This is a genomic window from Methylocella tundrae (genome assembly GCF_901905185.1).
Classification (GTDB): Bacteria; Pseudomonadota; Alphaproteobacteria; order Rhizobiales; family Beijerinckiaceae; genus Methylocapsa; species Methylocapsa tundrae.
The window spans coordinates 296738-318453 of record NZ_CABFMQ020000001.1 but is presented as its reverse complement, the minus strand read 5'-3'; the positions used below and the strand labels follow the sequence as shown (position 1 = coordinate 318453).

19 protein-coding genes are annotated in these 21716 nt (G+C 63.1%); 15 read left to right on the top strand and 4 right to left on the bottom strand.

The window, feature by feature from the left end:
- Positions 1-4: 4 nt before the first annotated feature.
- From tagF to MPC4_RS21560, 4 genes are all read left to right on the top strand, one after another.
- Positions 5-679, top strand: a complete 675-nt coding sequence (tagF, locus tag MPC4_RS01325; protein ID WP_174510935.1) for a type VI secretion system-associated protein TagF — start codon at positions 5-7, stop codon at positions 677-679.
- Positions 680-684: 5 nt separating this feature from the next.
- Positions 685-1473, top strand: coding sequence for a PP2C family protein-serine/threonine phosphatase (locus MPC4_RS01320; protein WP_174510934.1), 789 nt, complete (start codon positions 685-687; stop codon positions 1471-1473).
- Positions 1470-3317 carry a serine/threonine-protein kinase gene (locus tag MPC4_RS01315; protein ID WP_174510933.1) on the top strand — a complete coding sequence of 616 codons (1848 nt, stop codon included), beginning with the start codon at positions 1470-1472 and terminating at the stop codon, positions 3315-3317. The genes MPC4_RS01320 and MPC4_RS01315 overlap by 4 nt, the downstream gene beginning before the upstream one ends.
- A 394-nt stretch (positions 3318-3711) precedes the next feature.
- Positions 3712-3855 carry a hypothetical protein gene (locus tag MPC4_RS21560; RefSeq protein ID WP_342343600.1) on the top strand — a complete coding sequence of 48 codons (144 nt, stop codon included), beginning with the start codon at positions 3712-3714 and terminating at the stop codon, positions 3853-3855.
- A gap of 11 nt (positions 3856-3866) precedes the next feature.
- On the opposite strand, the gene MPC4_RS01305 is transcribed toward MPC4_RS21560, so the two are convergent.
- Complete coding sequence (locus MPC4_RS01305) at positions 3867-5246, bottom strand: FAD-containing oxidoreductase (RefSeq protein WP_174510932.1); 1380 nt, start codon at positions 5244-5246, stop codon at positions 3867-3869.
- Positions 5247-5503: 257 nt separating this feature from the next.
- Here MPC4_RS01305 and cobF point away from each other — a divergent pair, with 257 nt between their 5' ends.
- Positions 5504-6268, top strand: coding sequence for a precorrin-6A synthase (deacetylating) (gene cobF / locus MPC4_RS01300; protein WP_174510931.1), 765 nt, complete (start codon positions 5504-5506; stop codon positions 6266-6268).
- Positions 6269-6285: 17 nt separating this feature from the next.
- Here the strand turns inward: cobF and MPC4_RS01295 are convergent, their stop codons facing one another.
- Positions 6286-7509, bottom strand: coding sequence for a TDT family transporter (locus MPC4_RS01295; protein ID WP_174510930.1), 1224 nt, complete (start codon positions 7507-7509; stop codon positions 6286-6288).
- A gap of 119 nt (positions 7510-7628) precedes the next feature.
- On the opposite strand from MPC4_RS01295, the gene MPC4_RS01290 reads away from it, so the two are divergent.
- The 7 genes from MPC4_RS01290 (at position 7629) to MPC4_RS01260 (ending at position 17281) form a co-directional block, all read left to right on the top strand.
- The gene (locus MPC4_RS01290; protein WP_174510929.1) at positions 7629-8555 is read left to right on the top strand and encodes a LysR substrate-binding domain-containing protein; all 927 of its coding nucleotides are present in this window, start codon (positions 7629-7631) and stop codon (positions 8553-8555) included.
- Positions 8556-8629: 74 nt separating this feature from the next.
- On the top strand, positions 8630-9532 hold the full coding sequence (locus MPC4_RS01285; protein WP_174510928.1) for an IS1595 family transposase: 903 nt from the start codon (positions 8630-8632) through the stop codon (positions 9530-9532).
- A complete protein-coding gene (locus MPC4_RS01280; protein WP_174510927.1) occupies positions 9526-10329 on the top strand; it encodes a hypothetical protein in 804 nt (267 codons plus the stop codon). Before MPC4_RS01285 ends, MPC4_RS01280 begins: the two co-directional genes overlap by 7 nt.
- Before the next feature lie 142 nt (positions 10330-10471).
- On the top strand, positions 10472-12322 hold the full coding sequence (gene ilvD, locus MPC4_RS01275; RefSeq protein WP_174510926.1) for a dihydroxy-acid dehydratase: 1851 nt from the start codon (positions 10472-10474) through the stop codon (positions 12320-12322).
- Between the two features lie 33 nt (positions 12323-12355).
- A complete protein-coding gene (locus MPC4_RS01270; protein ID WP_174510925.1) occupies positions 12356-12673 on the top strand; it encodes a DUF2853 family protein in 318 nt (105 codons plus the stop codon).
- A gap of 329 nt (positions 12674-13002) precedes the next feature.
- Positions 13003-14133 carry an efflux RND transporter periplasmic adaptor subunit gene (locus MPC4_RS01265; protein ID WP_174510924.1) on the top strand — a complete coding sequence of 377 codons (1131 nt, stop codon included), beginning with the start codon at positions 13003-13005 and terminating at the stop codon, positions 14131-14133.
- Between the two features lie 4 nt (positions 14134-14137).
- Complete coding sequence (locus MPC4_RS01260) at positions 14138-17281, top strand: efflux RND transporter permease subunit (protein ID WP_174510923.1); 3144 nt, start codon at positions 14138-14140, stop codon at positions 17279-17281.
- An 8-nt stretch (positions 17282-17289) separates the two neighbouring features.
- Here the strand turns inward: MPC4_RS01260 and MPC4_RS01255 are convergent, their stop codons facing one another.
- Entirely contained in the window at positions 17290-18294 is a 1005-nt protein-coding gene (locus tag MPC4_RS01255; protein WP_174510922.1) for a DUF58 domain-containing protein, read from the bottom strand.
- Positions 18295-18533: 239 nt separating this feature from the next.
- Here MPC4_RS01255 and MPC4_RS01250 point away from each other — a divergent pair, with 239 nt between their 5' ends.
- The 3 genes from MPC4_RS01250 (at position 18534) to MPC4_RS21445 (ending at position 21251) form a co-directional block, all read left to right on the top strand.
- On the top strand, positions 18534-20087 hold the full coding sequence (locus MPC4_RS01250) for an FAD-dependent oxidoreductase (RefSeq protein ID WP_174510921.1): 1554 nt from the start codon (positions 18534-18536) through the stop codon (positions 20085-20087).
- Positions 20088-20248: 161 nt separating this feature from the next.
- Positions 20249-21043: a CDP-diacylglycerol diphosphatase gene (locus tag MPC4_RS01245; protein ID WP_174510920.1), complete on the top strand. Its 795-nt coding sequence runs from the start codon at positions 20249-20251 to the stop codon at positions 21041-21043.
- 73 nt (positions 21044-21116) lie between these two features.
- Entirely contained in the window at positions 21117-21251 is a 135-nt protein-coding gene (locus tag MPC4_RS21445) for a hypothetical protein (RefSeq protein WP_280514701.1), read from the top strand.
- Between the two features lie 12 nt (positions 21252-21263).
- Here the strand turns inward: MPC4_RS21445 and MPC4_RS01240 are convergent, their stop codons facing one another.
- A complete protein-coding gene (locus tag MPC4_RS01240; protein ID WP_134489763.1) occupies positions 21264-21656 on the bottom strand; it encodes a DoxX family protein in 393 nt (130 codons plus the stop codon).
- Between the last annotated feature and the right edge of the window lie 60 nt (positions 21657-21716).

The following is a 21716-nucleotide window of genomic DNA, read 5'->3' as shown; positions in this document are numbered from 1 at the left end:
CGCCATGCGCTGCGGCCTCTATGGAAAACTGCCCTGCAAGCGCGATTTCATTGCGATATCGACGCCGCGCGCTTTCCTGCGCGTCTGGGAGCCCTGGCTCGAGGCTGGCCTAAAGGAAGGACGCGAGCAGGGCGCAGCCGGCGATTGGACAGCGATTTTCAATTCGGCGCCGATCTGGCGTTTCTGGCTCGGACCGGCGCTGTGCGGCGAGGCTTTCACGGGCGCCCTCATGCCATCCGTCGATGCGCTCGGCCGGATGTTTCCCCTGACGCTGACCGGCGCCGCCTCGGGGGCCGATGCGCTGGAGCCTCCCGACGTCGCCCCTCGCGACCAGTGGTTCGCGGAGGTCGAGGATCTGCTGCTTGACGCGCTCGATCCGGACGCCGCCTTCGAGACCCTTGTCGAAAGGCTCGCCGCGCTTGGCGCCGCGCGCGCGCCGCCGCATGAAAACGCGCTGGCCAGGCTGTTCGCCGCCATGCGGCGCGAGCAGCCGGCGCTCCCCGCCGAGACCGCGACATTCTGGTGGACGGTCGGAGGCGCCGACTGCCCGCCTCTGGCGCTGATGCGCGAGGCGATGCCGACGCCCGCGACGTTTGCCGACATGATGAGCCGGCGCCAAAGTCATCTCCAGGACGCCGAAAAAGAGAACCGTCCGCAAGCGATCGTACAATCGGGATGAGGCCCATGAAAGACATGTCGCGCAAGTTCGAAAGCGGGGCCGCCACGGACGTCGGCAAGGTGCGGCTCGAAAACGAGGACGCGCACCTCGTGCTCCCCGAAAGCGGCATCTTCGCGGTCGCTGACGGCATGGGCGGCCACGAAGCCGGAAAACTGGCGAGCACGGTCGTCATCGACGCCTTGCGCAAGATCGCCGAGCCATCCTCCGTCGCCGAACTCTTGACCCGCTGCCGCGAGCGCCTCGCCCTCGCCAATGACCAGCTGCTCGAGATCGCCGACGAACGCGGCGGCATCGTCATCGGCGCGACGGTCGCGGCCGTTCTCGCCTGGGAGGGCTATTACGCCTGCGTCTGGTCGGGCGACAGCCGCATCTATCTGGTGCGCCAGGGCGCGATCCAGCAGATTTCGCGCGATCACACCGAGGTCGCGGAGCTCGTCGCCGAGGGCGTCCTGACCGCGGAGGAGGCGCAGACCTGGCCGCGCCGCAACGTCATCACGCGAGCCGTCGGCGTCTATCATGAACTCGAACTCGACGTCGCCCAGGGCGTGCTTGAAAAGGACGACGTCTTCGTCATCTGCAGCGACGGATTGACGACGCATGTCAGCGACGCCGAAATCCTGGAAAGCGCCTGCCTCATCGCTCCCCAGGGCGCTTGCGACAGGCTGGTCGCGCTGACCATGGAGCGCGGCGCCATTGATAATGTGACGGTCGTCATCACACACTACGCGCCGCGTGGTTCGACAGTCGTCTTCGCGCAGGATAATGCGCCGCAGGCGCGTTGGATGCCGCGATGAATCAGGCCGCCACATTCGGATCGACGCGGCCGATCATTCCGGCCGGGACGCAGCTGAATGGCATTTATGAGATCGACGAGCCGATCGCCGCCGGCGGCATGGGCGAAATCTACAAGGGCCACGCGATCCAGACCGGCGACATCGTTGCGATCAAACTGATCCGCTCCGACCTCGCCGAAGCCGAGGCGGCCTTCGCGCTGTTTCGGAAGGAAGCCTCCGCGCTCCACAACCTCTATCATGAGGCGATCGTCCGCTATTATGTCTTCACGGTCGATCCCGTGCTGGAGCGGCCCTATCTCGCGATGGAATATGTCGACGGGCAATCGCTGTCGGCGATGTTGCGCGGGGGGCCGCTCGCCTTCGACGCGGTGCAAAGGCTGATGCAGCGCATCGCCGCCGGACTCGACGCCGCGCATGAACGCGGCATCGTGCACCGCGATGTCTCGCCGGACAATATCATCATCCCGGCGGGCGACATGGCGCGCGCGAAAATCATCGATTTCGGGATCGCCCGTTCGACCCGTCTCGAGGACGAAGGAACGGTGATCGGCAGCGGCTTCGCCGGCAAGTATAATTATGTTTCGCCCGAGCAGCTCGGCTTGTTCGGCGGCCACATCACGCCGAAATCCGATATCTACAGTCTTGGCCTCGTGCTCGCCGAAGCTTTGCGCAACGGCCCGATCGACATGGGCGGCAACCATGTCGACGTCATCGAAAAACGCCGCGTCGTGCCGGACCTCAGCGGCATCGACGAGCGCCTGCGTCCCCTGATCGAGCACATGCTGCAGCCAAACCCCGACGACCGGCCAGCCTCCATGGCGGAGGTGGCGGCATGGCGCGCGGACGCCAGCGGGGCCAAGCGGCCAGCGCGGCGGCGCGCCTCTCAGGCGCAGGCGGCAAAGCCGGCGCGCGCCAGCGTCAGCTTCAGCCGGCTGACTTTGATGCTGGCGGGCGCCGCCGCCGTCGGCCTCCTCGTGACCGCGCCGCTCCTTTATTCGGCTCTGCATCCGCCGCCATCCATCATCCCGCCGGCCCCGTTGCTGCAAAGCGAAAGCGCGTCGAACCTCCGCGAGCCGGCGCCTCCCCAGCGCTCCGCGCCAGCGCTCGCGGCGATCCCGGATACGGCGCCCGCCCGGCCGGGACTCGCGCCGATGAATCTCGCAAGACTCGATCCCGAACAGCCGGCGATGCTGAAAACTGCGGCGCTAACCGAGGCGGAGCAGCGCGCCCGCCTGCAAGCCATCACCAAGATGATCAATCAATTTGATGGCGGAGACTGCGTCTTCGCGAGACCAATCGTGCTTGCCGACCAAAGTCCCGCGATCGAAGGATTCGGGCTTTCGACGGCGCCGTTTCGCAGCCTCGATCAAGCCTTCGAGCAAGCCAATGGCTATGAGGCCGATATCGGCGTGCGGCAGGTGGCGGCGGCGCAATGCCCTGCGGTCACCTTCCTCGGTCAATTGCGCAACACGCCGGCTGCGCCTTTGAAAATCGAGCTCGCCGCCTCATCCCTTCGCGTCGGCCAGCCGCTGACGGGAACGATTTCAGGCGCCGACGGGCGCGAGGTCAGCGTCGTCACCGTCGCCGACGACGGCTCGGTGCGCGTCATTCCGACGACGCGCTCGCGCGACGACGCTCTGACTTTCAGCTTCCGCGCCAGCGCCGAGCTTGGCAACGGCAAGCTGCAGTTCGTCCTTGCCGTGGCCGCGCCGAAGGTCCTGCCCGGTCTGCGTCCGGGCCAGGCGGGCGCGGCGGGGAAATTGTTTCCGCAGATTCTGAACGAAGCCGAGCGAAACGGCCAAACGATCGCCGCGGCGGCGCAATCTTTCAAAGTCGATAAGTGAAGCTTGAGAGGCGAACGGGAGGCTGAAGGACAAGGCGATCAAATTCGCGGCAAGGCGACTTTTCGGAAGCTGCGCTCGGCGATCGTACTCATCAGTATTTTTGAATGATTTTAAACTACGCTGTAGCCGATATGTTTATCTAGTCTCACTCTAATCTTTGATTGCGCATTGCAAATTCATGCGCAATGCGTTAGTTGTGATCTACGCTGCACTTTGACGCGCTGTTGCTCGGATTTTGGCATTCCCAATGATCGTATGCTCGTGCAATGTTTTGAGCGATTCCAATATCAGGTCCGCCCTGGATCCGTCGAACGGCCATGTTTGCCCCCGGACGCCGGGCGCCGTTTACAAATGTTTGGGCTGCAGCCCCAATTGCGGACGATGCTTTGCGACGGTGCGAAAAATCATCAACGATACGCTTGCCGAGCATTCTCACGCGCAGGCCCATGAGGGCGGCTGCGCGGCGGCCTCCTCCCGCCACGCCCGGCCCGCCTCCGTTGTGATCTCCAATGTGGTGGATCTGTTTCCGGCGGCCTGAACCGCCGGGCCTCAAACCAGGGGCTTAAGCTCTCCAAGCAGCGTTGGAAGAAGTTCCGAGACCGTTGGATGAATATGCACGGCGCGCTGCAGAACCGTATAGGGCGCCTTGGCGTACATCACATCAAGAATACAGTGGATCGCCTCGTCTCCGCTGGTCCCGAGTATCGTCGCACCGAGAATTTCCCTGCTGTCGGCGTCGACGAGTATTCTCATGAAGCCCGTCGTCTCGGCCTTCTCGACAGCGCGTCCAACCCGCGTCATGGGGCGCTCTCCGACGAGCACGCGCCTGCCTGAGGCGCGCGCCGCGAGTTCCGTGAGGCCGATCCGCGCCAAAGGGGGATCGACATAGAGCGCATAGGCCTCGATGCGGTCGCTGATCCGGCGCGGATCTCCATCGAGAATATTCGCCGCGGCGATCTCGAAATCATGATAGGCGGTGTGGGTAAAGGCCCCCTTGCCATTGCACTCTCCGAGCGCCCAAACGCCCGGAACAGTGGTGCGCAGCTGATCATCGACGACAATGTGGCCGCGCTCATCGATTTCAACGCCCGCTCTGTCAAGCCCGAGGTCGTCAGTGTTGGGGCGCCGGCCCACCGCCAGCAAAACATGCGAGCAGGAGATTTCCGGCTCGCCCGATCGGCAGTTGACGCCGACGCCGATGACATCGCCTTCGGATCTGAAACTGACGCATTCCGCGTCGAGCCGGATCTCGACGCCCTCCTTTTCGAGCATGTCCTTGACGGCCGCCGATACATCCTCATCCTCGCGCCCGATGAGACGCGGCCGCATCTCGACAACAGTCACGTCAGCGCCGAAGCGGCGGTACATTTGCGCGAATTCGAGCCCGATATAGCTTCCGCCGATGATGCAGAGACGCCTCGGCAAAGCGTCGAGCTGCAAGACGGAGGAATTGGTCAAATAATTGATCCGGTCGATCCCCGGCATGTGCGGAATGATCGCGCGGGCGCCGACATTGATGAAGATGCGGTCGGCTTCCAAAAGGTCGTCGCCGACCCGGACCTCCCGCGTCGACTCAAAGCGAGCGTGGCCCTGGTAGACTACGCAATTCGCCATGCCTCTCAGCCAGGATTCGACGCCAGCGCGGGCCTTGCCGGAAATGGCGTCGGCGCGCGCCTTCACCGCCTTCATGTCGACGCCGACGCCGCCGCCGATCATGACGCCGAAATCGGCCGCCCGCCGCGCCATATGCGCAGCATAGGCGCTGGCGACGAGGGTTTTTGTGGGGATGCAGCCGGTATTGACGCAGGTGCCGCCGAAAAACTTACGCTCGACAAGCGCGACTTTCAGTCCCGCCTTTGTGAGACGCCCGGCGAGCGGCGGCCCGGCCTGGCCAGCGCCAATGATGATCGCGTCGAAACGGGAGCTCACGCGAGCCTCGCGGCGACGATCGCGGCCGCTGCGAGGATAAAAAGGGACATCGGCTTCTCCTCCCATCTGGCAGCGGCTCATCGCCCGCCCAGCGCATTGTCTGGCGCGCCTATCGCCATAATACTATCCCGGCGCGCATGACATCAAGCTTGAGCCGGTCGCGCCGTCACCCGGCGAAACAAAACTTGCGCCGCAGCCGGCGCTGGTATTCTTCGGCGAAAGGCGCATCACGGGAAGGCGCGACAAGGAGAGAGCGGTTGCGGAAAATTCTGATCATCGGAATTGGCGCGGGCGACCCGGACTACATGACTGTTCAGGCGATCAATGCGCTGAACCGCGCCGACGTCTTCTTCATTCCCGACAAGGGCGATGAAAAAGCCGGCCTCAGAAACCAGCGCCTCGCCATCTGCGAGCGTTATATCAAGGCGAAGGCGCCTCGCTTCGTGACGTTTCGAACGCCGGAGCGCGCGAAGGATTTTACCGACTATAAAGCCAATGTCGCGGACTGGCATGCGGCGATCGAACAAAGCTATAAACGCATGTTCGCTGAGGAGCTCGGCGAAGACCAATGCGGCGCCTTCCTCGTCTGGGGCGATCCGGCGCTCTATGACAGCACCTTGCGCATCGTCGAGAACCTTCTGGCGAGCGGGGCAATCGCTTTCGATTACGAGATCATCCCCGGCATCAGCAGCATCCAGGCGCTGGCGGCAAAGCACAAGATCTCCTTGAACCGCATCGGCGAATCCGTCCTCGTCACCACAGGCCGCAAACTGGCGGAGAAATTTCCGTCCGACGCGGATAGCGTCGTCGTGCTGCTCGACGGCGACCAGACGTTCGCGTCCATCAATGACGAGGACATGGAGATCTATTGGGGCGCCAATATAGGCGCGCCTGAAGAGCTGCTGGCGTCCGGCAAACTCGCCGACGTGAAGGACGAGATCAAGGCCCTGCGCGTGCGATTGAAACGCGAGAACGGCTGGGTGATGGACGCCTATCTCCTGCGCAAGGCGAAAGACGGATGAAACGAGAAGCATCCGTCTTATAGAAGCGCCTTCGCCGCTTCCTCCGCTTCGATCTCGCCAGCCGTTTCGGCCACCGTAAGACACGGGCAGACGAAGAGAAAGCCGCGCCAGGCCCCATGCGCCGTCCGCGCCGCGACGATCACCCAGAGCGCGGCGAGGCCAAAGGTCAAGCCGCCGCCGATCGCGGAGAAGATGGCCAGATGCGTGACATTCGCCAGGGCGAGCGTCGCCAGCGCATAGACGCCGAGCGGAAACGTAAAGCCCCACCAACCCATGTTGAACGGCATGCCGCGGAGGAGATACGAAGCCGTCTTCAAAAGCGCGAGCATGAGCCACCAGGCGCCATAGCCCCACAGCATAACGCCGCCGAGAACGCCGACCCCGAAGGCGACCTCTCCGACGCCGGAAAGGCCGGCGGCTGCGAAAATATGCGGCGCGTCAGCGCCGAGCAGCAGGAGGCCGAGAGCGCCGGTGCCGATCGGCCCCAGCGCCAGCCAGCCGGACGCCGCCATCTCCCGCTCCGGCAATTTGTGCAAGGCAAGCCGCAGCAGCAAAATCACGAGAAGGCTCATCGCCAGCGGCACGGAAAAAGCCCAGAGCGCATAGCTCGCAATAACGACGCCGAAGGCCTCGGACGGCGCGAGATGGGGCGCCAGCAAAGCGCCGCTCGCGGCGGCGACCTCGGCCGCGACCACGGGCAAGAGCCAGACCGCCGTCATCTTCGCGATGCTGTGATCCTGCCGCGTGAACATCAGGAACGGAATGAGGACGCCGCAGGCGAGCGACAGGGCGACATCCGCCCGCCACAGCGCCCCGGCGATGGCGACCGCCCTCTCGCCCCAGAGCGGAACGCCGAACACGAGAAAGCCATTGACGATCGTCGCAAGTCCCATCGGAATTGCGCCAAAGAACATCGAGGCGACCGGATGCCCGAAGATGCGCCGCGCGCCATCGAAGAAGAAAACCCACCGCGCCGTGTAGAGAAGGCTGAACAAAACGAAAAGGGCGATGTTGAACATCCACAGCGCCCTCGCGGTCTCATGAAGCCCCGGAATGGCGAACGGAAACTGATTAAGCGCCAGCGCCAGCACGCCGGAGCCCATGGTGGCGGCGAACCAGTTGGGCGTGAACTGCCGCACGATTTCCCGCAGGCGGAAGCGTTGCAATTTTCGGCTTCGTCCCGAGGGGAGCGATCGCGCCGCGACCGCGTTCGGGAACTTCAAAATATCGATTTGCGTCATGATCCGGCTCCACGTCAGTGTGTGGCGCGATAGTTAGCGCGGAGCGATCAATCATGATAACATATTGATTATATCGTTATAATCTATATTTGTGATTGTTCTTGCAATCGAGGATCGCCATGACACTGGAACAACTTCGCATTTTCGTCGCCGTCGCGGAGCGCCAGCACATGACGCAAGCGGCGCGCGATCTCAATCTGGCGCAGTCGGCGGCTTCCAGCGCCATCGCCGCGCTCGAGGCGCGCCACGACGCCAAACTCTTCAATCGCGTCGGGCGCCGGATCGAGCTGACTGAGGCCGGCCGGATTTTCCTTGACGAGGCGCGTTCGGTGCTGGCGCAAGCCGAGTCCGCGGAACGCACCTTACGTGAAATCAACGGCTTGCGGCGTGGCGCGCTCACCGTACAGGCGAGCCAGACCATCGCCAGCTATTGGCTGCCCCGCCACCTCGTCGCTTTTCACGGCGCCTATCCGCTGATGGAGATCAAGCTTACGATCGGCAATACGGCGCAGGTCGCCGCCGCCGTCGAGCAGGGCGCGGTTGAAATCGGATTTATCGAGGGCGCCATCGAGAACGAGCATCTCGCCGCGGCGCCCGTCGCGCGCGATCAACTGGCCCTGGTCGTCGGCCCGGAGCATCCGTGGGCCGAACGGTCCGGGCTCGACGCATCCGAACTGATCCGCGGCGACTGGGTGTTGCGCGAAAAGGGTTCCGGCACGCGATCCGTCTTCGAGGCGGCGCTGATGCAGCTTGGCGTTGATGCGCGCGCGCTTCGCGTCGTCATGGAAATGCCCTCCAACGAGGCCGTCCGGGCGGTGGTCGAGGCGGGCCTTGGCGCGACCGCGCTCTCAGCGTCGGTCGCCGCGCCCAGTCTCGAAGCCGGCTTGCTGCGTCAGGCGCCGCTTGATCTGCCCGACCGCGCATTTTACGCATTGAGCCATCGCGAGCGGCGCCAGAGCCGCGCGGCGAAGGCTCTGCTCGCCATCATCGGGCAATCCGCGCCGCCTGCGGAAACCGTCAAGGGATCCGCAGGGAACACGCGCTAAAAAGGGCGATTATCCCTGACTTGACTTTGTTCTAGGACAATGCATGCTTTTTTATAGACGGAAGGAACTGCCCTATGCCCAAGCCAGTCCACCAAATGAGCGTTGCCGAGTTCGAGAAAATGTTTCCGAACGAAGACGCTTGCTGCGCCTATCTCGTTGCGCGCCGCTGGCCTGACGGCGTTCGTTGCCCGCGCTGCGGCGCTGAGAACCCCCATAAGAACCCTAGCCGCCCTTGGAGCTGGCAGTGCTACCAATGCGCGCCAGAGACCAGCTATCGGTTTTCTCACCTCGCGGGAACAATCTTCGAGAACACCAACAAGCCTCTCCGCGAGTGGTTTCGCGTCATTCACCTGATGCTGACCAGCAAGAAAGGGATGAGCGCGCTTCAGATCATGCGCTACATGGGCTTCGGTTCCTACAAAACCGCGTGGGAAATGTGCCACAAGGTCAGGACTGCGCTGATCGAAGACGTTATAAAACTGGGTGGAATTGTCGAGGTTGATGAAACCTTCGTTGGCGGTCTCGCGAAAAACAAGCATATCGACAAGCGCGGCAAGGGCGGCGGGACGGGTGGAATCGGCTCTGGCAAGACGCCAATCGTCGGCGCGGTCAAGCGCAAGGGCAATGTCATCGCCCGCGTTGTCTCCAATGTTACCGCCGCTACGCTCGAAGCCTTCGTGAACGAAGCCGTTTCCAACAAAGTCAGCCTGCTCTGCACCGACCAATGGGCCGGTTACAGGAAGCTTGGCAAAGAGTACCCGCATGGTATTGTCGATCACTCTAGGGGCCAATACGTTATAGGCTCTATACATACCCAAAAAATCGAAGGCTTCTGGTCGATTTTCAAGCGCGGCATTGTCGGCAGCTTCTACAAGGTCAGCCGTAAATACATGCATCTCTATGTTGCCGAGTTTCAGTTCCGCTATAACAACCGCCACAACCCTGACATCTTCGGAGAGGCGATCGGGGAATGCTAGCACTATTTAAAAAAGCGCTTCTATTTTTGTCACTTATAATCTCGTCCGCGTGTTTTGCACTCGACGAACCACCAAAGTCGTTCACCAACCCACAGCAATCCGAAAATAATTCCCGCCAAGATAACGGCCCCAATTATACTAAAACACAGCACGGCCCACCCAAATCCGACGGGGAGAGGTTGGCTATAATTTGGGATCGGACGTTTGACGATCCGGTTGCGTTCTTCACATTTGTCTTGTCGTGTTTCACCCTTGCGCTGGTTATTGTCTCCGCAATCCAGATTCGTTTTTTGATCCGGGGAGATAAAACTGCCCGGATAACCGCGGAGGCCGCCGACTTGTCCGCGCAAGCGGCCATAGGTATCGAACTGCCGAGGCTCTTCTCTAGCGTCAAAGTTAACAGGGTGAATGACAGTCTCTGGTCTGTTGTCATCTCTGTAACCAACTACGGGAGAACTCCCGCGCTCGTTACTCATCAATCCGCCGACATTTCGCATGAGCCGTTGCCAAGCACCCCACAATACAACGCAATTATTGATGTTGGCCCAGGAACGATTATCCCCAAAGATGGCGTCAGGGATTTGGTCGCAAGAGACAACAATAGTTTGTCTGTATTCACGGATGAATCGATCAGGCCAAACACGTTTTTCTGGGTTTACGGAATAATCCTTTACAGGGACTTCATTAACAAAAAGCACGGGGCGAAGTTTTGTTATCGTTTCGTTTCCCTCAATGAATCCGGCTCTGGATTCATGATCGTTCCCGAAGGCCCAGAGGCATACACAGAAAGCTATTAGAGCGCCGGCCTGTCGCAACCAGCCATATCGTAGCCGTTTTAGAAAGTCAAGTACGGGATAATCGTCCTAAAAAGGTGACGCGCCGGATCGATTTCCCTATAAGCTGCGGGTTCGCAGAATTTCAAACGCCTGGACCAAACCAATGCCCCCATATCGCTCTCGCACGACAACGCATGGACGCAACATGGCCGGCGCTCGGGGACTCTGGCGCGCGACGGGAATGAAGGACAGCGATTTCGGCAAGCCGATCATCGCCGTCGTCAATTCCTTCACGCAATTCGTGCCGGGTCATGTCCATCTGAAGGACCTCGGCCAGCTGGTCGCGCGCGAGATCGAGGCGGCGGGCGGCGTCGCCAAGGAATTCAACACGATCGCAGTCGATGATGGCATCGCGATGGGCCATGACGGGATGCTCTATAGTCTGCCGTCGCGGGAAATCATCGCGGATTCGGTCGAATATATGGTCAACGCCCATTGCGCCGACGCGATGGTGTGCATTTCCAACTGCGACAAGATCACCCCCGGCATGCTGATGGCCTCGCTGCGCCTCAACATTCCCGTGGTTTTCGTCTCGGGCGGCCCCATGGAGGCGGGAAAGGTCCTGCTCGGCGGCAAAACGAAAGCGCTCGACCTCATCGACGCCATGGTCGCCGCCGCGGACGACAAAGTCTCCGCCGAGGATGTCGCCGCCATAGAGCGCTCCGCCTGCCCGACCTGCGGCTCGTGCTCCGGCATGTTCACCGCCAATTCGATGAATTGCCTGACCGAGGCGCTCGGCCTCTCGCTGCCGGGCAATGGCTCGGTGCTGGCGACGCACGCGGACCGCCGGCGGCTTTTCGTCGAGGCTGGCCATCTTATCGTCGATCTGGCGCGGCGCTATTATGAACAGGATGACGTGACCGTCCTGCCGCGGTCGATCGCGAGCTTTGAAGCCTTCGAGAACGCCATGACGCTCGACATTGCGATGGGCGGCTCCACCAATACAGTGCTGCATCTGCTCGCCGCCGCGCATGAGGGCCAGATCGACTTCACGATGCAGGACATCGACCGGCTGTCGCGGCGCGTGCCGGTTCTGTGCAAGGTCGCCCCTTCCGTCCCCGACGTTCATCTCGAAGACGTGCATCGGGCCGGCGGCGTCATGGCCATTCTCGGCGAATTGGAGCGGGCCGGCCTCGTTCATGCCGATGTCCCGGTCGTTCACGCTTTGAGCCTTAAGGACGCGCTGGAGCGCTGGGACGTGCGGCGCACCTCCAGCGAAACGGTGGCGGAATTTTATCGCGCGGCGCCCGGCGGCGTGCCGACGCAGACCGCCTTCAGCCAGAGCGCGCGCTGGGCTGAGACCGATCTCGATCGCAAGGCCGGCGTCATCCGCGACGCCGAACACGCCTATTCCAGGGATGGCGGCCTCGCCGTTCTCTACGGCAATCTCGCCGAGGATGGCGCCATCGTGAAGACAGCGGGCGTCGACGCTTTGAACCTTGTCTTCGCCGGACCGGCGCGGGTTTTCGAAAGTCAGGACTCGGCTGTCGAGGGGATTCTCGGCAATGGCGTCAAGGCCGGCGACGTCGTCATCATCCGCTATGAAGGACCGCGCGGCGGCCCCGGCATGCAGGAGATGCTCTATCCGACGAGCTATCTGAAGTCGAAGGGCCTCGGCAAGGCTTGCGCGCTCATCACGGACGGACGTTTTTCCGGCGGCACTTCGGGACTTTCGATCGGCCATGTCTCGCCGGAAGCGGCGGAGGGCGGCGCCATTGGGCTCGTCGAGGATGGCGACCGGATCGAGATCGACATCCCGAACCGGCGCATTCATCTTGCCGTATCGGACGAAGAGCTCGCCCATCGCCGGGCGGCGATGCAGGAAAAGGGCAAAGCCGCCTGGAAACCGGCGCACCGCACGCGAAAGGTCTCGACGGCGCTCAAAGCCTATGCCGCTTTTACGACCAGCGCCGCGCGCGGCGCCGTGCGCGATGTGGAGCAGCTGGAGCGCTGAAAGCAGATAGAAACAGACAGGGGAAGCATTGCGATGGCTGATCATCTTGCCGACGTCACGAAATACGCCAAAAAGGCGGTGAATGAAGCGGCTCTCGCTGGCCTTGAAAAGACCTATCGGCTGGTGTTGAGCCAGGCCGACTCGCGTTTTGTCGCCTGTTCCGATCCGGCCGAGCGCGACACGGTGCGGGAAAACTTCCTCAAAAAGAAACTGGGACTGACCGGTGGCGACCTCGACGGCGCCATCAAAGCCGTTTGCGAGGCGATGAAGGACGAGCACAATAAATCCCGCCTGACCTTCTACTATCTGCTGGCGGAACATTTCGACAAGCTCGAGGCATTTTCCGCGTAGCGGTTCTTATGCGCCCAGGCTAACGCCATCCGTTGTTGCCGACGGGACGCGGGGCGCAGCGGCCACTGGCCGCGCGCCTGAGGCTGTCGTTCGCGAAAATCCCGCGTGATCAAAAAGACGCCGCGCGCGATCACGCGAGATTGACATTCGCAGGCGCCGCTAGCAGGCTGCGGTCCAATCAAAAGATCAGCTCCATTCCTGTTTTGCTTTCTCCGTCCGCACCCATTCAACCGACAGCGCCACAGAACCGCGCAAGGCCGGCGCAGCGTCGATCACGTCGCCGGCCCCCGACCGTCGCGCCGCAACGGCCCAGATCCTGGAGGACAGCGATGCGCCTTTCGATCCTCGCCGCGAGCTTTGCTGCCCGGCTTTTCCTTGTCGTTCCCGCCGCCGCTCTTTCGGCGAGTGCGGCGCTGGCGCAAGCCCCGGCTGCGACGCGCGTCGGCACGGTCCTCGCCGCGAAGGAGCCGATCAATCCCGCACAGGAATTCGTCGGCCGCGTCGAAGCGGTGGAGCGGGTCAGCGTGCGCGCGCGCATCACCGGCTATCTGCAGGAGGTGCTGTTCAAGGAAGGCGCGATAGTCAAGGAAGGCGCGCCGCTCTACCGCATAGAGCCGGAGCCTTTCCAGGCGGCGGTGCAGCAGGCCCAAGGCGCGCTGGTTAAGGCGCAGGGTCAGGTGGCGAACGCTAGCGCCCAGCTCGAGCGCGCCGAGACCCTTCTCAAGACGCAGGCTGGCTCGGCCGCCGTGCGAGACCAAAGGACAGCCGAAGAACAGACGGCGCGAGGCGATGCGCTGGTTGCGCAGGCCAATCTGCAGACGGCCCAGATCAACCTCGGCTACACGGAAATCAAGGCTCCGATTTCAGGCATGATCGGCCGCACCAGCGTCACCAAAGGCAATGTCGTCGGACCCGACAGCGGCATTCTGACGACGATCGTCAGCCAGGATCCGATGTATGTGACAGTCCCCGTCAGCCAGCGCGAATTCCTCCAGCTGAAGGCCGATGAGCGCCGGGCCGGGAGCACGAACCTCGTCGTCACTCTGCGCTTCTCCAACGGATCGACCTATGAATTCCCCGGCAAGATCAATTTCATCGATGTGTCGGTGGACCGGGCGACCGACAGCGTGATGGTGCGGGCGAGCGTGCCGAACCCGCAGGGCCGGCTGATCGACGGCCAGCTGGTCAAGGTCTCGGTGCAGGGCGCCAAGCCTGAGGAGAAAATACTGGTTCCGCAATCGGCGCTCATCGCCGACCAGCAGGGCGTCTATGTATTTGTCGTGGAGGATGGCAAGGCCGCCGTCCGGCGCCTGAAGATCGGCGGTGAGAGCGGGCCGAACGCCATCGTCGAGTCCGGACTTTCAGGGGGCGAGCAAGTCATCGTCGAAGGGATGGAGGCCTTGCGTCCCGGCGCGGCGGTGATCGCTTCGCCCGCGGCCAAGACCCCCGGCCGGAGCTGAGGCGATGATCTCATCCGTTTTCGTAGACCGGCCGCGGCTCGCCATCGTTATCGCGCTGGTGACGGTCATCGCGGGCCTTGTGTCGCTGCTCGCCATCCCCATTGCGCAATATCCAGACATCGTGCCGCCGCAGGTTTCCGTCACGACCACCTATCCCGGCGCCTCGGCCGCCGTGGTGGAATCCACAATTGCCCAACCGCTCGAAAGTCAGATCGTCGGCGTCGACAAGGCGATCTACATGAAGAGCGTTAGCGGCAATGACGGCAGCTATTCGCTGCTCGCCTCTTTCGAGCTTGGAACCAATCCCGACATCAACGCCGTCAACGTCAACAACCGGGTGCAGGTCGCGTTGTCGAAACTGCCGGAGGACGTGCAGCGGCAGGGCGTGACGGTCAAAAAGCAATCCTCGGCGCTTCTTGGCGTTATCGCCCTCTATTCGCCGAAGCTCACGCACGACGAACTTTTCATCTCCAATTACGCGACCATCAACCTCGTCGATGACGTCAGAAGCACCGCCGGCGTCGGCGACGCAAAACTGTTTGCGCCCCAGGACTACGCCATCAGGATCTGGATCCAGACGGACAGGCTGACGGGTCTCGGGCTCACCTCGGCCGATCTTATCAAAGCCATCAAGAGCCAGAACGTGCAGGCCGCGGTCGGCCGCATCGGCGCGCGGCCGATCTCCGACGATCAGCAATTGCAGCTGAACATCCAGACTCTCGGCCGCCTGTCGTCGATCGAGGATTTCAACAAGATCATCATCCGCACGAACCCCGACGGCTCGGTGCTCCGGCTCTCCGACGTCGCGCGCGTCGAACTCGGCGCCTCGAACCTCGACCGCGCGACGCGCCTCAACGGCGCGCCAGCGACCCTCATGGGCATCTACCAGTCGCCGGGCGCTAACGCCCTGCAGACGCTGAAGGCCGTCAAACAGAAGCTGGAGGAAGCGCAGAAGAACTTTCCCGAGGATCTTGCCTGGAAAGTCACTTACGATCCGACGACCTTCGTCTCGGCGACGATCGAGGTCGTGGAGCACACGCTGGTCGAGGCGTTCATTCTCGTTGTGCTCGTCGTCTTTCTATTCCTCGGCAATTTGCGGGCGACGCTGATCCCGACAATCGCCGTGCCGGTCAGCCTGATCGGAACATTCGTCGTGCTGAACGCCGTCGGCTATTCGGCCAATACAGTCTCGCTTCTCGCGCTGGTGCTGGCGATCGGCATCGTCGTCGACGACGCCATCGTCGTGGTCGAGGCGGTCGAAGCCAAGATGGAGCAGCATCCCGAACTCTCGCCCGCCGACGCGACGAAGGCCGCGATGCAGGAGATCACGGCGCCGATCATCGCCATCACGCTCGTGCTTCTCTCGGTCTTCGTGCCGGTCGCGTTCATTCCCGGAATCAGCGGCGAATTGTTCCGGCAGTTCGCCGTCACCGTCGCTGTCTCGATGTTCCTCTCGGCGATCAACGCCTTGACCTTATCGCCCGCGCTTTGCGCGATTTTGCTGCGGCCGCATCATGGACCTCGACGCGGTCCGATCGGCGCCGTCATGCGCGGCATCGATCATGTGCGCGACGCCTATGGCGCCGTGGTGGCGCGCCTCGTGCGCATTTCGGTCATTGGCGCGGTGATGGTCGCCGTCGCGATTTTTGGCGTCGTCGCGCTGAGCAAGATCACCCCCACGGGCTTCTTGCCGGAGGAGGATCAGGGCGCCTTTTTCGTCGTTGTTCAATTGCCCGACGCCGCCTCGATCGGCCGCACCGAGGACGCGGTCAAGCAGGTCGAAGAGATCTTAAAGCAGGAGGAGGCGATCGCCGACTATTCGTCGATCGTCGGGCTGAACTTCGTTGACAATTATTCGCAGCCCAACGCCGCCTTCGTCATCGTTTCACTGAAACCCTTCGATGAACGCAAGGGCGAGGCCGATTCCGCCCCGGCGATCATCGCGCGCCTGGGCCAGAAGCTCACCGCCGTCAGAGGCGCGCGCGCCATTCCCCTCGCGCCGCCGCCGATCATCGGGCTTGGCACTGGCGGCGGCTTCAGCTATGTGCTCCGCGCCCTGGGCGGCAGCGACCCGAAGGCGCTGTCGCAGGTGCTGCGCGGCCTGCTGGTCGCCGCCAATCAGGACCCGCAGCTGTCGCGCGTGTTCAGCACCTTCTCGGCCAGCAATCCATCGATCTATCTCGACATCGATCGCGACAAGGCGCAGATCCTCGGCGTCGACATCAGCGATATTTTTCAGGCGCTGCAGACGTCGCTTGGCGGAATCTACATCAATGACGTCAATCTGTTCGGCCGGACCTGGCAGGTCCAGGCGCAGGCGGAGGCCGCCGACCGCAAGTCGATCGAGGATATCAACCGCATCAATGTCCGCAGCAAGGACGGCCAGATGATCGCGCTGCGCAGCCTCGTCGAGACGAAAGTCGTGATCGGGCCGCAAGCCTTGATCCGCTACAACAACCGCCTCGCCGTCACGGTGCAGGGATCTCCGGCGCCGGGCGTTTCGTCAGGTCAGGCGCTGAACGCCATGGAGAGCGTCGCCGCCAAGGCGCTGCCGCGCGGCTATAGCGGCGAATGGACCGACATCTCGTTCCAGGAGAAGCGCGCCGAAGGCAAGACCGCGATCATCCTCGGCTTCGCGGTGCTGTTCGCTTTTCTCTTCCTCGTCGGGCTCTATGAAAGCTGGACGATCCCGGTGCCCGTGCTGCTGTCTGTGACGATCGGCATTGTTGGCGCTTTCGCGGCGATCGTCGTCGCCCATCTGACGCTCGATCTCTATGCGCAGATCGGCATGATCGTGCTGATTGGCCTTGCCGCCAAGAACGGCATCCTCATCGTCGAATTCGCCAAGGAGCGCCGCGAGCACGGAATGCCTTTGCTCGAGGCGGCGACGGAGGGGGCGAGGCTGCGGTTCCGGCCGGTGATGATGACGTCGTTCGCCTTCATTCTCGGCCTCACGCCGCTGGTGTTTGGCACGGGCGCGGCGATGCTTGCCCGGCGCAATGTTTCGACGCCGGTGTTCGGCGGCATGCTCGCCGCATCCTTCATCGGGATTTTCGCGATTCCGGCGCTCTATGTGATGTTCCAGGCGCTGCGCGAGAAGGTCAAGGGCGGCTTTGGCAAGAAGGCCGCGGCCGCTCCGAAAGCGTGAGGCGGGGGCTAACCGCCGACCTGCCGCCAAAAACTCTGGTCGACCCAGCGTCTCATCTGCGGCGCGGTTTCTTCGGCCGCCGACAGCGGCAGCACGGGGACCCCGATTGTGCGTTCGAAGGCGAGAATGTCCTGCGCGCGGGCGTCGGCGAAGTCGAACAGGCTCCTTCGGATGCGCCCGCTGCCGAATTCAAGATCGATCTGCAATTCGCCGCGGCTGACGATGATGGCCCCGGTCTTGGGCAGGTCCAGCAGGAATGGATCATAGACGAGAACCGCGAGAACCTCGTTTTTCGCGGCGAGGCGGATGAGGGATTCGCGGGTGCGCGGACCCTGGCCCTCGAAATCGCTGATCACCACGATGAGATGATCCTGGGGCGCAAGGCGCGCGGCCGCTTCGAGCGCGGCGTCGAGCTTTGACGGTCCCCGCGCTCGCGTCGAATCCGCCCGCAGTTCGGCGTTCTGCGTCGCCACCGCCTCGATGAGCCGCATGGCGGCTGTGCTGCTGCAACGCGGCTCGACGCGCTCGATCAGCGCATCATTGAAGACGACGCCGCCTATCGGCGCGCCATGATCGAGAATCCCCCAAACGCAGAGCGCCGCCGCCTCCGCAGCCGCGACGGATTTCATGGAGCGGCGCGAACCGAAGAACATGTTGGGACGCTGGTCGACGACGACCAGGGCCGGCCGGACCTTCTCCTCGAAGCCTGGCGGCCCGAAGGCCTGCCGCGCGCGCGCGCCGGCGCGCCGCTCGATGACGCCGGTCTCTTCGCCTCGCGCCAGCGGCGGGAGCGCATCCTCGGAGGCATGGCCGTCGAACGGATGCGACGGATGACCGCCCGAATGCAGGCTCTGCACAGGGTGGCGTGGGGGAAAGCTGAACTCGCGAGCGGTCGAATGGAGGGCGACGAGATCGGCGATCGACGTATAGACTCCGTGGCGCGAGGCGGAAGAGGCTTCGCGGATCCGGCGCGGCGCTGACAGTCGGCCCATGGCGGCGTAGGAAAGGCCCATTGCAATCCCTCGATCATGGCGCCAGCCGATCGCCGGCCGCCAGAAGCGTGAAGCTGGCGACAGAGGGAGCTGGCGATGCAGCGGAACGTTGTATGGAGCTTTCTTGACTACCGCCAAGATAGCCACGACCTTCACCCATGTGCAAGCGCTTAATGCTGCGCTGCGCCCGAGAGGAAGGCGCAACGTTCGCGCGGCCGTGGCGTTAATGCTTCGATCCCACTCTTTACCGGTGACGTCCAATGGCGGCGAACGATAGCGAAAACGATGCCCTTGACTTCAATGAGCCGGTCCCCGTCGACTCGATCCCGGAGGGGCGGCTCGTCAGAGGCAAATTCGACGGCAAGACGCTCGTCATTCTGCGGCGGGGCGACGACATCAGGGCTTTTCGTGGAACCTGCACCCACCTTGGAGGTCCGCTGGCCGAGGGCCTGCTTGTTGGCGACCGGGTGCGTTGCCCCTGGCATCAGGCCTGTTTCGATCTTCGCTCGGGCGAGGCCATCGCGGCGCCCGCTTTTGCGCCATTGAAACGCTACGGCGTCGAGATCAAAGACGGCAAGGCGCGGCTGGAGACGCCGCAGGCGGCGCAAGCGGGGAAGCCCTCCGGCGCGGCGAGCGCAGGGCCCTTCCTCATTATCGGCGGCGGCGGCGCTGGCTTCGCCGCGGCCGACATGCTTTGCCGTGAAGGCGCCGGGGGCGGGATCACGCTTGTTTCGCAGGATGAATCGCCGCCCTATGAGCGCACCCTGCTGACCAAGGATTATCTCGAGGGGTCATGGGACAACCCGCGCATCAACCTCGGCGCCGAGCCGCTCGACCGGCGGGGCGTCGCAATCGAGCTCCGCTCGGAAGTCGTCAGCGTCGATCCCCATCGGCATGTCGCGGCGCTGGCCGATGGCCGAGAATTGCCATACCGGAAGCTTCTTCTTGCGACCGGAGCCGAGCCGCGCCGGCCCGATTTCGAGGGGGCGGCGCTGCCGCGGGTTCATCTCCTGCGCTCGCTGGCGGATTGCCGCGCGATCGTCGCGGCGGCGAAATCGGCGCGGCGCGTGGTCGTGCTGGGGTCGAGCTTCATCGGGCTCGAGGCGGCGGCGAGCTTGCGCAATCGGGGCCTTGAAGTCGATGTCGTCAGCCAGGATACGGCTCCTATGGCGCGCGTTTTCGGAGCCGAAATCGCAAAAGCCATCGTCGGCGTTCATGAAAAACATGGCGTCAGGCTCCATCTTGGACGCAAGATCGCAGCCTTCGATGGGGCGTTCGTCACGCTCGACGACGGCGCGCGCCTGGCCGCCGATCTCGTGCTGGCCGGCATCGGCGTCACGCCGCGCCTTCGGCTTGCGGAAGCCGCGGGCCTCAGGGTCGATCATGGCGTCGTCGTCGATGCGTTTTTGCGCACGAGCGATCCGGATATCTTCGCCGCGGGCGACATCGCCGCCTGGCCCGATCCGCACTCCGGCCAGCGGCTTCGCGTCGAACATTGGAATGTCGCCGTCCGGCAGGGGCAGGTCGCCGCGCAGAATATGCTCGGCGCGCGAAGACCCTTTACCGACGTTCCGTTTTTTTGGACCAGGCAGTTCGACTTTTCGCCGCTCTATCTCGGCCATGCGGCGGAGTGGGACACGATCAATATAGACGGCGACGTCGAGAAGCAGGATTGCACGGCGCGCTATCTCCTCGATGGCAAGGTGATGGCGAGCGTGATGATCGGCCGCGACATGGCCTGCCTCGAAGAGCGCGAGCGCATGGAGCGCGCGGCGGCGCAAGATGGAGGCGGCGCATCATGCGGGGCTTCCTGAGCTGGACGAAACCGCGGCGGGAGGCTAAGCATCACCCCCGAAAAGTGAATGGGGGTTTTCGGATCAAAATGGCGCCAAATTACAGAATCCAGAGCAAGGCGAGCCTGGCGCGCCAACACGACCTTGCTTAGTGAAGGCGTCGAAAGGATTGCCGGCGCCCCATGTTGATTGAAACTCCCCCCGCGCCGGCGGCGTCCGAGGCAAAAAGCCTTCGCCGCTTTGGCGCCGCGCTTGGCGCGATCTGCCTGATCGGCGCCGCCGCGATCGGAGTCGCGGCCGCTTCCGACCCTAACGCCCTGTGGAGCATCGTCCACGGGCTTTGCGTGTTTGACAAGACGCACCTTCATACCTCGGCGCCCTGCGCGTCGGTCGATCTCGAGGGCGGCGAAGCGCAGGGATCGGCGGTGTTGAAGGATATTCTTGGCAAGACACAGTTCCTGCTCATTCCAACGCGCCGCCTCACCGGCATCGAAGATCCGCTCATCGGCACGGACGGATTGCCAAATTATTGGAGCGCCGCCTGGGATGCGCGCAATCTCGTCGCCAAAAATGCGCGGAGGGATCTCTCGCGCGATGAGATCGGCATGGCGATCAACGGCGCCGGCGCGCGCACGCAGGATCAGCTGCACATTCACATCGATTGCGTACGGCCGGACGTGCGTGACGCTCTTGCCGGCAGGTCAGCCGAAATCGGCGCGCATTGGGCCGATTTCACTTTGCTGGGCGCCCGCTATCGAGCCCGCCGAATCGACGGGGAGGCGCCGGACCCCGACCCTTTCAGGCTGCTCGCCGAGGATAAACGGTCAGCGCCTTTGAGCGAGGATTCGCTCGCCGTCATCGGCGCCCGCTTTTCGGACGGAAAGCCGGGCTTTGTCCTTCTTGCGGAGCAGGCGCCGCGCGGCGCCGTTCATACGGAAAACCTCCTCGATCACAGCTGCGCCGTGGCGGCGCGATAGCTGCGCGGGCGCCCGAACGCGCGAAGCAAGGCCCTGATCGCACAGCTTTGCCTCTCCTTTTTGTTCATGGTTTGTGGTTGACAAAGCGGGCGCGCTCGCCGGCGCTCTGGAGCGCTTTTCGATCGAATGGGGTCATTCGATCGATCAGAAATCGCTCCAGATTCAAAAGCTTGAGCATATTCCTGCCCATCAGATCGAACCGATCTGATCGGAATATGCTCTAGGCCGCCTTGCGGGCGTCAAGGCTGCAGGCGCCGCCGCCAAAGGCTGCGGCCTGCAAAAAGCCGCCCGCGATGGCGAGGTCCTTCAGGAAATGAAACATCTCGTTCTGTTCAGCGAAATTGTGATGAAAAACGAGGGCCGTCGCGATCGAATAGAGCGCCAGCCCGGCGGCGACGATCCGTGTCTGGTAGCCAAGGAGAAACAGGGCGCCGCCGCATAGCTCGACAAGGATCGAAACCCAGAAGGCGAGATCCGGCAACGGCAGCCCCATGGCGACGATATAGGCTTTGGTGGCGGCGGGAGCCGTCAGCTTGCCAATGGCGCTGACGAAAAACAGCGCGACGAGCAATAATCGGCCGATGGCGGCGGCGTAGCGATCGAGATTGACCATGGACTCTGTCCTTCGAGGCAGCGGAACCGGCGCGGGCGGGCGGACAGCCGCGAAAACGCG